The sequence below is a fragment of the Streptomyces sp. CB02980 genome (assembly GCF_014451325.2).
In the GTDB taxonomy this organism is placed as follows: domain Bacteria; phylum Actinomycetota; class Actinomycetes; order Streptomycetales; family Streptomycetaceae; genus Streptomyces.
This window is the reverse complement of record NZ_JACSCH020000003.1, coordinates 287,404-302,747: the sequence shown is the minus strand read 5'-3', so window position 1 is coordinate 302,747 and position 15,344 is coordinate 287,404. Positions and strand designations below refer to the sequence as shown.

Here is a 15,344-nt window from a genome sequence, read left to right as displayed (position 1 = left end):
CGCCTGTGGGCTGACATCCGTGGGGTGCACGAACGCGCCGGGGCCCCGGGGAGTCCGATCCCCGGGGCCCCGCGCGTGGACGTCAGGGCTGCGACGTCGGGCGGTCAGGCGTTGGGACGCTTGCCGTGGTTCGCGTTCTTCTTCTTGCGGGCGCGCCTCTTGTTGCCTCGCTTGGCCATGGGGCTCCCTCTCGCTGCGGGGATCATGTGCTGGTAAGCCTAGGTTCGTGACCCGGGGGTCGCATGTCGGCCGTCAGCGGCGTGCGGTCTCATGGAGACGTGACTGTCTACGACGTGGCCCGGGCGCTGCCGGGCATCGAGGAACTGCGCGACCACAGCCGGGGGCTCGCGATGGTGGAGGCCGTGCTGAGCCCGGAGTGGGAGAGCCGGTACTACTCCTTCGACGCGCACTGGTCGGAGACGGAGCAGCTGGCGTCGATGAAGGACGGCCAGGGTGGCGAGTACACGATCGTCCTGTCCGCGGCGGGGGCCTTCGCACGTGGCTTCGACCACGAGTCGCCGATGAGCCCGTTCGGGGCCGTCGCGGACGGGGAGACGTGGCCCGGGGTGCTCGACGGAGTCCCGGAGGCGTTCCGCGAGTACCTGACGGAGCCCGCCTTCACGGACGAGGACGGGGTCCACGTGACCACCGCCTGTCTGTGGCGCGAGCCGGCGGACACGGCCTGGCACACGGGCCCGGTGGAGTTCACGGGCCTGGAGGACCGCGAGGACCCGGACGGTTCCGTACGCCTCTTCCAGCACCTCACGGACCGCTCGGCGGAGGCGTATGCGGAGTTCGCCGAGGACTACTACGAGCGGTCGGTCGACATCGAGGCGGTCCGGCACATCCTCGCCCTGCGCCCGCTGACGGCGGAGATCGTCGCCGCCCTCAACCCGGAGGTGACGCTCACGGACCTCGCCGAGGACGTGGGGGAGATCGGCTATCCGACGCCCTGACGGCCCGAGGAGCGCGGCGGCCGACGAGCCGGGCGTGGTGACGCGCCCGGTCCCGGCACCGCCGACGGCCGGCTACGAGCCGCCCGGTCCCGCCACCGCCGACCGTCCCACCACCGTCCCCGCCCGGTCGATGCAGACCACGTCCACCGCCACCGGGGCGCCCCTGAGCACCGCCAGGGCCTCGTCGCGGGCCCGGGCGGCCACCAGGTCGCCCAGCGGGACGTGCGCGGCCTCGCAGAGGCGGAGGGCCGCCAGGCCCGTGTTCGCCCCGGCGATCTCCGCCGCGAGGGACTCCGACGCGCCGCCCGTGCGGGCCAGCTCCGCCAGGAAGCCCTTGTCGACCTGGGAGCGGGCCGAGTGGAGGTCCAGATGGCCGGCGGCCAGCTTGGAGAGCTTCGCGAAGCCGCCGCAGATCGTGAGGCGGTCGACGGGGTGGCGGCGGACGTACTTGAGGACCGCGCCCGCGAAGTCGCCCATGTCGAGGAGCGCGATCTCCGGCAGGTCGTAGAGGGCCGCGACGGTCCGCTCCGACGTCGAGCCCGTGCAGCCCGCCACGTGCGTCAGACCGCCCGCGCGGGCCACGTCCACGCCCCGGCGGATCGAGTCGATCCACGCCGAGCACGAGTACGGGACCACGACCCCCGTCGTGCCGAGGATCGACAGCCCGCCCAGGATGCCGATCCGGGGGTTCCAGGTGGAGCGGGCGATCTCGGCGCCGTTGTCGACGGAGACGGTGATCTCGACGTCGCCGCTCCCGCCGTGCCGGGCCGCGACCTCCGTCACGTGCTCCCGCATCAGCTGTCGCGGCACCGGGTTGATCGCCGGCTCGCCGACCTCCAGGGGCAGGCCGGGCAGGGTGACCGTGCCGACGCCCTCACCGGCCCGGAAGACGACGCCCGAGCCGGCCGGCAGGAGCCGTACCGTCGAGCGGATCACGGCGCCGTGCGTGACGTCCGGGTCGTCGCCCGCGTCCTTGGTCACGGCGGCCATGGCCGTACGGGCTTCGGCGTCGAGGGACTCCGCCGTGAGCGCGAAGGACGGCGTCTGGCCCTTCGGCAGCGTGATGGTCACCGGGTCCGGGAAACCGCCGGTCAGGAGCGCCGTGTACGCGGCCGTCGTGGCCGCCGTCGCGCAGGCGCCCGTCGTCCACCCCGGGCGGAGACCCGTGTGCTTGAGTTGGGCCTCACGCCCGCCGCCTGAAGTCACGAAGAGGCTCCTGTGCACATACTCATTCTCGGGGGGACCACCGAGGCCCGCGCACTGGCGGGACTGCTGCACGCCGAGGCCAGGGTCACCAGCTCCCTCGCGGGGCGGGTGGCGAGCCCCCGGCTGCCCGAGGGCGAGGTGCGGATCGGCGGGTTCGGCGGCGTCGACGGGCTCGTGGAGTGGATCAGCGGGCACGCCGTGGACGCGGTCATCGACGCCACGCATCCCTTCGCCGAGCGGATCAGCTTCAACGCGGCCCGGGCGGCCGCCACCGCCCATGTTCCCCTGCTGGCGCTGCGCCGCCCCGGCTGGGTCCCGGGGGAGGGCGACGACTGGCGCTCCGTGGCGTCCCTGGAGGCGGCGGCCGGGGCCCTCGACGGCCTCGGCGACCGCGTCTTCCTGACGACCGGCCGGATGGGTCTCGCGGCGTTCGCGGACCGCCCGGAGTGGTTCCTGGTCCGCTCGGTGGACGCCCCGGAGGCTCCGATGCCCGCCCGCACGGAGGTCCTCCTCGACCGGGGGCCGTTCACCCTGGACGGCGAGCGGGAGATCCTGGCCCGCCACCGGATCGACGTCCTGGTGACGAAGGACAGCGGCGGCGCGGCGACCGCCCCGAAACTGACCGCGGCCCGCGAGGCGGGCCTCCCGGTCGTCGTGGTCCGGCGCCCCCCGGTTCCGGAGGGCGTACCGGTGGCGGCGACCCCCGAGGAGGCCGCCGCCTGGGTACGGACGAGGTGAGGCTCAGCCCTCGGCCGGCGTGCCCAGCTCCGTGACCTCGACCCATTCGATGGCCGGGTCCGGGATGTAGAGCATGTTGTGCGCGGTGTCCACGGCGATCACCGCGTAGAGCACCGTCTCGCCGTCCGCCGCGCTCTCGTGGACGTACGACGAGGCCGTCGGCATCAGGTACTCGACGCGGTGGGCGACCCAGGCGGTGTCGCCCTCGCCGTCGTCCCACAGCGTGGCCTTGAAGACCTCGTACCGCTTGAGGTCGACCTCCGTGTTCGGCGTCCACGCGAGGTGGACGCCGTCCTCGTGAGCGGTCGCCGTCAGGCCCTTGACGGCCGCCGGGGCGGTCCAGTCGTCGTGCGTGGCGGTGACGGCGGTCCGGGCGGAGGCGTTGCCGGCGGTGTCGACGGCCGAGACCCAGTACGTGTAGTCGGTCCGCTCGGCGGCGCCGGCGTCCGTCCAGGTGGTGCCGGTGACGCCGGTCGCGACCTGGGCGACCGGGTCCGTGGTGCCCTTGCGCTGCCGGTGCACGTGGTACTTCGCCGCGCCCGCGACGGGCTTCCAGGCGAGCGTGACGCCGGGGGCGCCGTCGTCCGCCGTCACGCCGGTCGGCGCGGCCGGGGCCGTGCGGTCGACCGTGGCGACGGTGAGGTCGGCGCCGCCCCAGGACTCGTTGCCGGCCTTGTCCACGGCGCGGAGCTCGTAGAGGAACGATGCGCCGGTGGCCGGCGGGGAGTTCACGTACGAGGTGCCGGTGATCAGGGCGGTGGCGCTGCTGACCTTGGCCCAGGCGGTGGTGGGGAGCCGCCGGTAGAGGCGGTAACCGGCGTGGTCCATCTCCTTGTTGGCCGCCCACTTCACGGTGACCTTGTTGAGCGCGCGGTCGTACGCGAGGGACGCGCCGGCCGGCGCGAGCGGGCGGACCTTGTCGGTGGTGGGCGACGTGTTGGGCGTGTAGCCGAACTTGACGTTCGCCGCGCCGGTCCACGTCGCGTAGTCCACGCGGAGCGTGTGCCGTCCGGCGGGGACGGTCACGGCGACGGTCTTCCGCTGCGTCGCGGAGACGTTTCTCCAGAGGTCGATCTTCCGGACGCCGTCGAGGCTGACACGGATGCCGTCCTGCGCCTCGGCGGTGAACGTGAAGGGGCCGCCGGAGCCGAAGTCCCGGGTGACGGACCAGCGGACGGAGAAGTTGTCCCTGGGCAGCGTGACGCCCGTCGGGTCGCCGAGGCCGTAGTTCTCGGCGATGACGCTGTCGCAGGTGGTCAGCTTGGCCGTGCCGGTGAGCGTGGTGTTGGCGTAGTACTCCGCCTTCCACACCGGGGAGGCGCAGGAGACGGCAGCGGCGGCCGGGGTGGCGGTCAGCAGACCGCCGGAGGCGACGAGCGCGGCCGTCGTGGCCAGGGCGCTCAGCCGATTACGAGTCATCACAGAGAGAGGGCCCTTTCCGGACCTACGGGAAACAGGTGATGTGGTGCGGACTCGTGGGGGAGTCGGGCGGTCCGGGTGGGGCCGGGTCACCGCCGGATGCGGACTCTACCGGCCGGTTCCGCCGCTGGACCAGCGAGTTCCGGCCTCCGGTCCGCCCGGCGCGACAGCGGCTTCCTCCGGGCGTTCAATGGAAGCGTGGTTACTGTCCGATGGCTGGTCACAGCGGGGCTCGCGGCCGTGCTGGGCATGGGTTCCCTCGCCGGGACCGCCCCGCCCCCGACCCCGACCCCCACCCCCGAGCCTCCCCCGGCCCAGCCGCCGCCCCTGCTCGACCGGGCGGACGTGGACCGGGCCGTCGCCCGGGTGGACCCGAGCGTCACGGAGCTGATGAGGAAGACCGGGGTGCCCGGGGTCTCCGTCGCCGTCGTCTACAAGGGCGAGGTCGTCCACATCAGGGGATACGGCGTGCGCGAGGTCGGCAAGGAGAGCAAGGTCGACGCCGACACCGTCTTCCAGCTGGCCTCCGTGTCGAAGCCGATCGCCTCCACCGTCGTCTCCGGAGCGGTCGGCGTGGAGGGCTGGCAGAAGCCGGTCAACCCCGAACTCCCCGAGTTCCGGCTGAAGGACCCGTGGGTCACCGGCCATGTGACCGTCGCCGACCTGTTCTCGCACCGCAGCGGCCTCCCCGACCACGCGGGCGACCTGCTCGAGGACCTCGGCTACGACCAGGAGTACATCCTGTCCCACCTGCGGTACGAGCCCCTCGCGCCGTTCCGCGCCAGCTACGCGTACACCAACTTCGGCCTGACGGCGGCCGCCGAGTCCGTCGCAGCGGAGAAGGGCGTGTCCTGGGCGAAGCTCGCCGAGGACACCCTCTACAAGCCCGCCGGCATGAACGACACCAGCTCCAGCTTCCAGGACTTCATCTCGAACCCCGACCGGGCCCACGGCCACGTCAAGCAGGCCGACGGGACCTGGAAGGCGCAGTTCGTCCGGGACCCGGACGCCCAGTCCCCCGCCGGCGGCGTCAGCTCCTCGGCCCGTGACATGGCGATCTGGCTGCGACTCCAGCTCGCCAACGGCTCGCTCGACGGGAAGCGGATCGTCGCCGAGGACGCCCTCGACCTCACCCACCACCCCGAGTCCGTCGCCAACCCGGCGCACGCACCCGCCGCGAGGACCGGCTTCTACGGCCTCGGCTGGAACGTGTCGTACGACGACGAGGGCCGGCTCCGGCTCTCCCACACCGGCGCGTTCGCGCTCGGCGCGCACACCAACGTCACGATGCTGCCGGGCGAGCAGCTCGGCATCGTCGTCCTCACCAACGGCGCGCCGGTCGGCGTCGCCGACGCCGTCGCCCTCGACTTCTTCGACACCGCGCAGGACGGGAAGCCGAGCCGGGACTGGCTGCCGATCGTCAACGCCCTGTACGAGCAGGAGGCGGAGGCCGGCCGCTCGGCCACGGACTTCGCGAAGCCGCCGGCCGACGCGACGCCCGCGAAGGCGGACAGCGCCTACGCCGGCACGTACAGCAGCGACTACTACGGCCGCCTGACGGTGGCCGAGGAGAACGGCGGTCTGGTCCTGCGACTGGGGCCGGAGCCCCAGTCGTACCGGCTCACGCACTACGACGGCGACACGTTCAGCTTCCCGACGCGCGGGGAGAACGCCGTCGGCCCCACCGGCGTCACGTTCTCCCCGGACGGCAAGACCGTCCGCGTCGAGTACCTGGACGAGACGGGTCTCGGCACCTTCACCCGCGACTGACCGGACCTCCGTCGGTGGTCGGGGACGTCACCCGTAGCGTCGCGGCGTCCACGTGATCGTCCGGCCGTCGGCCCGCTCGACCGCCCGCGTCTGCGAGGAGCCGATGAGGAGCAGGGTGCGCATGTCGACCTCGGAGGGCTCCAGGGTCTTCAGGGTCACCACCCGGACCGACTGCTCGGGGCCGCCGACGTCACGGGCGACGACCACCGGGGTCTCGGGCGACCGGAGTTCGAGCAGGAGGTCGCGGGCGGCGGCCACCTGGTGCGTACGGGACTTCGAACCCGGGTTGTAGAGCGCGAGGACCAGATCGGCGGCGGCCGCGGCGCGCAGCCGGGCCTCGATGACGTCCCAGGGCTTGAGCCGGTCGGAGAGCGAGATCGTCGCGTAGTCGTGGCCGAGCGGGGCGCCCGCGGCGGCGGCGGCCGCGTTGGCGGCGGTCACCCCCGGGAGGACCCGTACGGGCACGTCCGCGTACTCCGGCTCGCAGGCGACCTCCAGGACGGCCGTGGCCATCGCGAAGACGCCCGGGTCGCCGCCGGAGACGACCGCGACCTTGTGGCCGCGGCGGGCCAGGTCGAGGGCGAACTCGGCGCGCTCGGACTCCACCTTGTTGTCCGAGCCGTGCCGGATCTGCCCGGGGCGCAGCACCGGCACCCGGTCCAGGTAGGTGGTGTAGCCGACGAGGACGTCGGCGTTGACGAGGGCGCCGCGCGACTCGGGGGTGAGCCAGGGCGCGCCGGCCGGGCCGGTGCCGACGACGACGACCTCGCCCCGCTCGCGTACGGCGGGTTCGCGGTCGACACGGGAGGGCAGCACGGCGACGGAGAAGTAGGGGACCGACCCGGGGTCGACGTCCACGAGGTCGCCGGTCCGCTCGCCCGCCATGAACGCCCGCTCCACGTACCGGGCGTCGTCGAGCCGGCCGGCCCGCTCCAGGGCCCGCTTCACGGTGGGGAAGGTGCGGCCGAGCTTCATCACGACCGCCGAGTCGGTGCCCGCGAGACGGGCCGTCAGCTCGTCCTCCGGCAGGGTGCCGGGGATGATCGTGAGGACCTCCTCCGCCTCGCACAGCGGCTCGCCGAGCCGGGCGGCGGCGGCGGACACCGAGGTGACACCGGGGATGACGGTCGTGTCGTAGCGGTCCGCGAGCCGCTTGTGCATGTGCTGGTACGAGCCGTAGAACAGCGGGTCGCCCTCGGCGAGGACGGCGACGGTGCGGCCGGCGTCGAGGTGCGCGGCGAGGCGGGCCGCGGCCTCCTCGTAGAAGTCGTTCAGGGCGCCCCGGTAGCCGCCGGGGTGGTCCGTGGTCTCCACCGTGAGCGGGTACATCAGCCGCTCCTCGATGTGGTCCTCACGCAGGTGCTCGGCGGCGATCGAGCGCGCGATGGACCGGCCGTGGCGGGCCGAGTGGTACGCGATCACGTCGGCGGCGGCGATGGCCTTCACGGCGGCCACCGTCATCAGGTTCGGGTCGCCGGGACCGAGCCCCACGCCGTACAGCTTGCCGGTCACTTCTGAATCTCCGCTTCGTGGGCGATCGCGTTGATCGCGGCGGCCGTCATGGCGCTGCCGCCGCGCCGGCCCCGTACGACGAGGTAGTCGAGGCCCAGGTCCTGCGCGGCCAGGGCGTCCTTGGACTCGGCGGCGCCGATGAAGCCGACCGGTATGCCGAGGACGGCGGCGGGCCTTCCGGCCCCTTCCGCGACCATCTGCAGGAGGTGGAAGAGGGCGGTCGGCGCGTTGCCGATGGCGACGACGGAGCCTTCGAGGCGGTCCCGCCACAGTTCGAGGGCGGCGGCGGAGCGGGTGGTGCCGAGGTCGGCGGCGAGGGCCGGCACGGACGGGTCCGAGAGGGTGCAGATCACCTCGTTGTCGGCGGGCAGCCGGCGCCGGGTGACACCGCTCGCGACCATCTGCGCGTCGCAGAGGATCGGCGCTCCGGCCCGGAGGGCGGCGCGGGCGTTCGTGACGACCTGCGGCGACCAGGCGATGTCGCGTACGAGGTCGGTCATGCCGCAGGCGTGGATCATCCGGACCGCCACCTGGGCGACGTCGGCGGGCAGGCCCGCCAGATCCGCCTCGGCGCGGATCGTGGCAAAGGACCGGCGGTAGATCTCCGCCCCGTCCTTCTCGTAGTCGAACATCCTGTTGCTCTCGCTCATCTCGTCGTGCGGGCCGCGGTCACGGCTCCGGGCAGGGCGGTACGGGGGGTGGGGACGCCGTCCACCAGGTAGTCGCCGCCGGCGGTGGCGAGGACGTCGGTCCAGGCGCCGTGCGGGTGTCCGCAGCGGCGCTCGCACCCGGAGAAGTGCACGGGGAGGACGGGGGCGGCGGTGTGCTCGACGGGGTGGTCGACGTCCCCGGCACCGAGCCGGCCGGCGTCGGCGCGGACGTCGGCGAGGGACTTCGCGCAGCCGGGCCGCCCGGTGCAGGCGGTGACACCGGCCCAGGGGGAGTCGGGGCGGGTGATGAGCCCGGCCGCGTCGAGGGCGGGCAGCCGGTCGGCGCCGGCCCCGGCCACGACGACCCCGCGCCAGGGCGTGAGCCGGACCTCCTCGGCGGGGAGCAGCGCCCGGAGCTGTGCGGCGGTGAGGCGGCCGAGCGGGGCGAGTACGGAGAGTGCGGCGGGCCCGAGGACGCCGGGGGAGAGGGGCGGGCCCTGGGGGAGTTCCGGCGCGGCTACGGGCCGCGCCGTCACTCCGGACTCCGCCACGTCCACCGCGTACCCCTCCGGGAGTTCCCGGACCCGCCAGGCCCCGGTTCCGGCCTTCCGGGCCGCTGCCAGGAACCCGCCCGCCACCGCCAGGGCCGCGCCGGGCGCGTCGGAGCTCGCGAGCCGGACGGCCCGTCCGCCGACGTGCAGCTCGGCCTCTCCGCCACGCACTGCGACCAAGGTCACATCCCCGCCGAGCCCGGCGACGTCACCGCGCCCGTCGTCGAGGACGAAGAGGAACCGGCCGGAAAGCGCCGCCGCCCAGGGCGCGGAGCGCAGGTGGGCGTCCAGCTCGCAGGCCCACAACTGCACGTCGGCGGCGCCGAGTCCGTCGAGGCCCGAGGCGGGGGAGGCGACGATGTTGCGGACGCGTTCGTGGGTGGGGGAGGGCAGCAGGCCCGCCTCGTCGAGGAGCGCCGCCAGCTCGGCCCCGCAGTCGTCGGCGAGGCCGCGCAGCTCGGCGTTGCCGCGCGAGGTGATGCTGAGCCGTCCGTCGCCCAGGGTCTCCGCCGCGTCCGCCAGCATCTCGACCTGACGAGACGTCAAACGGCCGCCGGGCAGGCGGAGTCGGGCGAGGCGACCGTCGTCGGCGGAGTGCAGGCGCAGCGCCCCGGGGCACGCGTCGCCACGGTCCCGTATGCGAGGTTCGCCCGGGTCGGGCGTCGGGGGCGGGGTGGGCGGCATGGCGGCGAGCATACCGACGGGCCCCCGGGCGGCCACCGGGCGCGATCCGGCCGCCAGGTCGGCCCGCCCCTCGACCGCGGGCCGGCCGACCGCGGGGGCGGAGGCCGGTAGGTCCGGCGGCGGAGGCCGGTCGGGTTCGGGGGCGGAGGCCGGCCGGTCCGGGGCGGAGGCCGTTCGGGTTCGGGGGCGGAGGCCGGTCGGTCCGGGGCGGCAAGCGGGCCCGGCGCACGATCCCGCGCGCAAGGTGATCCGCAGGGCGATCCGCAGGGTGATCCGCAGGGTGATCCGCAGTGTGATCCGGCTGACTCCGGGACCCGGCCCGGCCCGTCGACCGCACGATCTACTATGCAGACGGCATGGGGTCCCAGGACCCCGGGGAGGAAGCCCGGTGAGAATCCGGCGCGGTCCCGCCACTGTGAGCCCGTACCGGACGTGCCTCGGCACGAACCGGAACGGGTGAGTCAGGAACTCCTGCCATCCACACGACCACCCGGGGCGCGGACAACCCCGAGGAAGGCCTGCGCTCGCCATGCTTCTGCTGCTGTCGCACTCCGACACCGACCTGCTCAGCGCCCGCGCGGCCGGCGGCCCGGTGGAGTACCGCTTCGCCAACCCCGCCCGTCTCCCGCTGGCCGACCTGACCGGTCTCCTGGCCGAGGCCGAGCTCGTCGTCGTACGGCTCCTCGGCGGCCTCCGTTCCTGGGAGGAGGGCCTCGACTCGGTGCGTGCGGCCGGAAAGCCGGTGGTCGTCCTCAGCGGCGAACAGGCCCCCGACGCACAGCTGATGGAGGCGTCCACCGTCCCCGTCGGCGTCGCCACCGAGGCGCACGCCTACCTGGCGCACGGCGGCCCCGCGAACCTGGAGCAGCTGGCCCGCTTCCTCTCCGACACCGTCCTGCTCACCGGGCACGGCTTCGAGTCCCCGGCGGCCGCCCCCACCTGGGGCCCGCTGGAGCGCGCCGCCCGCACGACGACCGGCCCGACCGTCGCCGTGCTCTACTACCGCGCCCACCACATGAGCGGGAACACCGCCTTCGTCGACGCGCTCTGCGTGGCGATCGAGGACGCCGGCGCCCAGGCCCTCCCGCTGTACGTGGCCTCCCTGCGCGCCCCCGAGCCGGAGCTGCTCGACTCCCTCCGTACCGCCGACGCGATCGTCACCACCGTCCTCGCGGCGGGCGGCACCAAGCCCGCGGAGGCGCAGGCCGGCGGCGACGAGGAGGCCTGGGACGCGGGCGCGCTGGCCGCGCTCGACGTGCCGATCCTGCAGGCCCTCTGCCTGACCGGTTCGCGCGCCGCCTGGGAGGAGAGCGACGAGGGTCTCTCCCCGCTGGACGCCGCGAGCCAGGTCGCCGTCCCGGAGTTCGACGGCCGGCTCATCACCGTGCCGTTCTCCTTCAAGGAGATCGACGAGGACGGGCTGCCCGCGTACGTCGCCGACACCGAGCGCGCGGCCCGCGTCGCCGGGATCGCCGTACGGCACGCCCGGCTCCGGCACATCCCGAACGCCGAGAAGAAGCTGGCGCTCGTCCTCTCCGCGTACCCGACGAAGCACTCCCGCATCGGCAACGCCGTCGGCCTCGACACCCCCGCCTCCGCCGTCTCGCTGCTGCGGCGGCTCCGCGAGGAGGGGTACGACTTCGGGCCCGTCGAGGACCTGCCCGGCCTCGTCTCCGGCGACGGCGACGAGCTGATCTACGCCCTCATCGAGGCCGGCGGCCACGACCAGGACTGGCTGACGGAGGAGCAGCTCGCCAAGAACCCGGTCCGCATCCCGGCCGCCGACTACAAGCGCTGGTACGCGACGCTCCCCGAGGAGCTGCGGACCCATGTCGAGGAGCACTGGGGCCCGGCGCCCGGCGAGATGTTCCTGGACCGGTCGCGCAACCCCGAGGGGGACATCGTCCTCGCGGCCCTCCGCCGCGGGAACCTGCTGATCCTCATCCAGCCGCCGCGCGGCTTCGGCGAGAACCCGATCGCGATCTACCACGACCCCGATCTCCCGCCGTCCCACCACTACCTGGCCGCCTACCGCTGGATCGCGGCCCGCGCCGAGGACGGCGGCTTCGGCGCCGACGCCATGGTGCACCTGGGCAAGCACGGCAACCTGGAGTGGCTGCCCGGCAAGAACGCCGGTCTGTCCGCCGCCTGCGGCCCCGACGCGGCCCTCGGCGACATCCCGCTGATCTACCCGTTCCTGGTCAACGACCCGGGCGAGGGCACCCAGGCCAAGCGCCGCGTGCACGCCACGCTCGTCGACCACCTGGTGCCGCCGATGGCCCGCGCCGACTCGTACGGCGACATCGCGCGCCTGGAGCAGCTGCTCGACGAGTATGCGCAGATCTCGTCGATGGACCCGGCGAAGCTGCCCGCGATCCGCGCCCAGATCTGGACGCTCATCCAGGCCGCCAAGCTCGACCACGACCTGGGCCTGCAGCAGCGCCCCGAGGACGACGGCTTCGACGACTTCCTGCTGCACGTCGACGGCTGGCTGTGCGAGGTCAAGGACGCCCAGATCCGCGACGGTCTGCACGTCCTCGGCGGCGCCCCGGAGGGCGAGGGCCGGGTCAACCTGGTCCTCTCCATCCTGCGCGCCCGCCAGATCTGGGGCGGCACGCAGGCCCTGCCCGGTCTGCGCGAGGCCCTCGGTCTCGACGAGTCGGCCGCGACCCGCACCACCGCCGACGAGGCGGAGGCGAAGGCCCGCGAGCTGGTCGAGGCGATGGAGGCGGCGGACTGGTCCGTGGACGCGGTCCCGGCGGTCGCCGCCGCGTACGGCTCCGAGGTGCACGCCGTGCTCCGCTTCGCCTGCGAGCAGGTGGTGCCGCGACTGGCCGCCACCACCGACGAGCTCACCCACGCCGTGCATGCCCTGAACGGCGGCTTCGTCCCGGCCGGCCCGTCCGGTTCGCCGCTGCGCGGCCTGGTCAACGTCCTGCCGACCGGCCGGAACTTCTACTCGGTCGACCCGAAGGCCGTGCCGTCCCGGCTCGCCTGGGAGACCGGTCAGGCGCTCGCCGACTCGCTCCTGGAGCGCTACCGCACCGACAACGGCGAGTGGCCGACGTCCGTGGGCCTCTCCCTGTGGGGCACCAGCGCGATGCGCACCGCCGGTGACGACGTCGCCGAGGCGCTCGCCCTGCTGGGCGTCCGCCCGCTGTGGGACGAGGCCTCGCGCCGGGTGAACGGCCTGGAGCCGATCCCGCTCGCCGAGCTCGGCCGCCCGCGCGTCGATGTCACCCTGCGCATCTCGGGCTTCTTCCGGGACGCGTTCCCGCACGTCATCGGTCTCCTCGACGACGCCGTACGACTGGTCGCCGGCCTGGAGGGCGAGTCCGCAGAGGACAACTACGTCCGGGCGCACGCGCAGGCCGACCTCGCCGAGCACGGCGACGAGCGGCGCGCCACGACCCGTATCTTCGGCTCCCGGCCGGGCACGTACGGCGCGGGCATCCTCCAGCTGATCGACTCCCGCGACTGGCGCACCGACGCGGACCTCGCCGAGGTGTACACGGTGTGGGGCGGGTACGCGTACGGGCGCGGGCTCGAAGGCCGCCCGGCGCGCGCCGAGATGGAGACGGCGTACAAGCGGATCGCGGTGGCCGCGAAGAACACCGACACCCGTGAGCACGACATCGCCGACTCCGACGACTACTTCCAGTACCACGGCGGCATGGTCGCGACCGTCCGCGCGCTCAAGGGCACGGCCCCCGAGGCGTACATCGGCGACTCGACCCGCCCCGAGACCGTCCGCACCCGGACGCTCGTCGAGGAGACCTCCCGGGTCTTCCGCGCCCGCGTGGTCAACCCGCGCTGGATCGAGGCGATGCGCCGCCACGGCTACAAGGGCGCGTTCGAGCTGGCGGCGACCGTCGACTACCTCTTCGGGTACGACGCCACGACCGGCGTCGTCGCCGACTGGATGTACGACAAGCTCACCCAGGAGTACGTCCTCGACGCCGAGAACCAGGCCTTCCTGAAGGAGGCCAATCCCTGGGCCCTGCACGGCATCGCGGAGCGGCTCCTGGAGGCCGAGTCGCGCGGCATGTGGGAGAAGCCGGACCCGGAGACCCTGGCCGCGCTGCGCCAGGTGTTCCTGGAGACCGAGGGCGACCTCGAAGGCGCCTCCGACGAGGACTAGGTCCTCACCAGGGCGGGGGCCGGTGCCAGTTCCAGGCGGCGGCCCCGGAAGCCCTCCCTGAGGCGCCGGTCGTGGGTGACCACGACCAGCGTGCCCGGGTAGTGCGCGAGCGCGGCCTCGATCTCCTCCACGAGCGCCGGGGCCAGATGGTTGGTCGGCTCGTCGAGGAGGAGCAGATCGGCCGGTTCGGTGACGAGACGCGCCAGTTCGAGTTTCCGGCGCTGTCCTGTCGACAGATACCGGACCGGGGTCGTCAGGTCCCCGGCGGAGAAGAGACCGAGGGCGAGCAGTTCGTCCGTACGGTCCGCTCCGAAGGCCTCGCCCACCGTACGGGGGTCGGTGGGCGGGGCCGTCTCCTGACGGAGCGTGCCCACCTGGGCAGGCACCTCCACCGTGCCCGCGTCCGGGGCGAGTTCGCCCGCGAGCACCTTCAGGAGGGTGCTCTTCCCGGCGCCGTTCGGCCCGGTGACCAGGAGGCGCTCTCCCGCGTCGAGGTGCAGGGCGTCGAGCCGGAGCCGGCCGTCCACGCGGACGCCGGCGAGGTCGACGGGCACGCCCTCCCCCCTGAGCTCCGCGCGGAACCGCAGCGGTTCCGGGGGAGCCGGCACCGGGTCGGTGGTCAGCCGGGCGAGCCGCTCGCGGGCGGCCCGGATCCGGCTCATCGCCCCGTGCGCCCGTGACCGGGCCCGGAAGGCCCCCGCCCCGCTGAACGAGGCCGGCGCCTTGCGCGGGATGGCCGAGAACCGGTCGATGTTCGTGTCGGCGAGCGCCCTGTACCGGGTGAGCTCGGCCTTCCACTCCTCGTGCTCCCGCTGTCTGCGGGCCCGTTCGGCGGCGCGCCCGGCGAGATAGCCGGCGTAGCCGTTGCCGTAGCGGCGGACGGTGTGGCGGTCCTCGTCGACCTCCAGGACGGCGGTGGTGACCCGGTCGAGGAAGACCCGGTCGTGGGAGACGGCCACGACCGTGCCCCGGTGGGCGCGCAGCCGCTCCTCCAGCCAGGCCACGGCCTCGTCGTCGAGGTCGTTGGTCGGCTCGTCGAGCAGCAGCAGTTCGGGTTCGGCGGCGAGGACGGCGGCGAGCGCGAGCCGGGACCGCTGTCCGCCCGAGAGGGTGCCCAGGGGTCGGGCCCGGTCGAGCGGGCCGGGTTCGCCGAGCCGCCGGAGCGTGGTCTCGACCCGCCGGTCGGCCCCGGCGCCGCCCCGAGCCTCGTAGGCGGCGAGCAGCTCCGCGTACCCGGCGAGGTCACCGGTCTCGGCGAGCTCCGCCTCGGCCGCCCGGATCGCCCGCTCCAGCTCCCGTACGTCCGCGAGCACGTGGTCGACGGCGTCTCCGACGGTCGCGGTCGGGGGAAGGTCCAGGGTCTGGGCGAGGTGGCCGAGGCCGCCGGGGGACTCGACGGTCACCGTGCCGTTGTCGGCGGTCTCCAGACCGGCGAGGAGCCGGAGGAGGGTGGACTTCCCGGAGCCGTTGTCGCCGACGACGCCGAGGCGTTCACCGGGGCGGACGGTGAGGGAGATCCGGTCGAGCACGGTCCTGTGCTGGACGTGCCGGTCGTCGTAGCGCTTGCTGACGTCGGTGAGTTGGACACGGAACAAGGGCGATCTCCTGTACGTCGACGACGGATCAGGACCAGGGCGGGACCAGATCAAGACGAGACGTCTCGTCTTATGTCGTCGACGGTACTCCAGATGCGACCTCTCCGCAAGACGTTCCGTCT

The 15,344-nt window shown here is 74.0% G+C and carries 11 protein-coding genes and 1 riboswitch; of the genes, 4 read left to right on the top strand and 7 right to left on the bottom strand.

Annotated elements, in window-relative coordinates; translation table 11 throughout:
* Window positions 1-104 precede the first annotated feature (104 nt).
* Window positions 105-179, bottom strand: a complete 75-nt coding sequence (locus tag E0F75_RS40700) for a 50S ribosomal protein bL37 (RefSeq protein ID WP_015034725.1) — start codon at window positions 177-179, stop codon at window positions 105-107.
* Between the two features lie 63 nt (window positions 180-242).
* On the opposite strand from E0F75_RS40700, the gene E0F75_RS08290 reads away from it, so the two are divergent.
* A complete protein-coding gene (locus tag E0F75_RS08290; RefSeq protein ID WP_187621844.1) occupies window positions 243-956 on the top strand; it encodes a hypothetical protein in 714 nt (237 codons plus the stop codon).
* 72 nt (window positions 957-1,028) lie between these two features.
* Here the strand turns inward: E0F75_RS08290 and E0F75_RS08285 are convergent, their stop codons facing one another.
* The gene (locus E0F75_RS08285; RefSeq protein WP_187621843.1) at window positions 1,029-2,162 is read right to left on the bottom strand and encodes a cobalt-precorrin-5B (C(1))-methyltransferase; all 1,134 of its coding nucleotides are present in this window, start codon (window positions 2,160-2,162) and stop codon (window positions 1,029-1,031) included.
* Window positions 2,163-2,174: 12 nt separating this feature from the next.
* Here E0F75_RS08285 and E0F75_RS08280 point away from each other — a divergent pair, with 12 nt between their 5' ends.
* Window positions 2,175-2,900 carry a cobalt-precorrin-6A reductase gene (locus tag E0F75_RS08280; protein ID WP_187621842.1) on the top strand — a complete coding sequence of 242 codons (726 nt, stop codon included), beginning with the start codon at window positions 2,175-2,177 and terminating at the stop codon, window positions 2,898-2,900.
* A gap of 3 nt (window positions 2,901-2,903) precedes the next feature.
* Here the strand turns inward: E0F75_RS08280 and E0F75_RS08275 are convergent, their stop codons facing one another.
* Window positions 2,904-4,319: a fibronectin type III domain-containing protein gene (locus E0F75_RS08275; RefSeq protein WP_229312622.1), complete on the bottom strand. Its 1,416-nt coding sequence runs from the start codon at window positions 4,317-4,319 to the stop codon at window positions 2,904-2,906.
* Window positions 4,320-4,568: 249 nt separating this feature from the next.
* On the opposite strand from E0F75_RS08275, the gene E0F75_RS08270 reads away from it, so the two are divergent.
* Window positions 4,569-6,089, top strand: a complete 1,521-nt coding sequence (locus E0F75_RS08270) for a serine hydrolase (protein WP_187622158.1) — start codon at window positions 4,569-4,571, stop codon at window positions 6,087-6,089.
* Between the two features lie 27 nt (window positions 6,090-6,116).
* Here the strand turns inward: E0F75_RS08270 and cobJ are convergent, their stop codons facing one another.
* The 3 genes from cobJ to E0F75_RS08255 are packed head-to-tail and all read right to left on the bottom strand — an operon-like array spanning window position 6,117 to window position 9,486.
* Window positions 6,117-7,601 carry a precorrin-3B C(17)-methyltransferase gene (gene cobJ / locus E0F75_RS08265; protein ID WP_187621840.1) on the bottom strand — a complete coding sequence of 495 codons (1,485 nt, stop codon included), beginning with the start codon at window positions 7,599-7,601 and terminating at the stop codon, window positions 6,117-6,119.
* A complete protein-coding gene (locus tag E0F75_RS08260) occupies window positions 7,598-8,233 on the bottom strand; it encodes a precorrin-8X methylmutase (protein WP_187622157.1) in 636 nt (211 codons plus the stop codon). Before E0F75_RS08260 ends, cobJ begins: the two co-directional genes overlap by 4 nt.
* Before the next feature lie 14 nt (window positions 8,234-8,247).
* Window positions 8,248-9,486, bottom strand: coding sequence for a cobalamin biosynthesis protein CobG (locus tag E0F75_RS08255; RefSeq protein WP_374115383.1), 1,239 nt, complete (start codon window positions 9,484-9,486; stop codon window positions 8,248-8,250).
* Between the two features lie 341 nt (window positions 9,487-9,827).
* Window positions 9,828-9,976: riboswitch (cobalamin riboswitch) on the top strand.
* Between the two features lie 39 nt (window positions 9,977-10,015).
* On the opposite strand from E0F75_RS08255, the gene cobN reads away from it, so the two are divergent.
* Window positions 10,016-13,627, top strand: coding sequence for a cobaltochelatase subunit CobN (gene cobN, locus E0F75_RS08250; protein WP_187621838.1), 3,612 nt, complete (start codon window positions 10,016-10,018; stop codon window positions 13,625-13,627).
* Here cobN and abc-f read toward each other — a convergent pair.
* On the bottom strand, window positions 13,624-15,222 hold the full coding sequence (gene abc-f, locus E0F75_RS08245; protein ID WP_187621837.1) for a ribosomal protection-like ABC-F family protein: 1,599 nt from the start codon (window positions 15,220-15,222) through the stop codon (window positions 13,624-13,626). The two genes, cobN and abc-f, sit on opposite strands and share 4 nt — an antisense overlap.
* Window positions 15,223-15,344 lie beyond the last annotated feature (122 nt).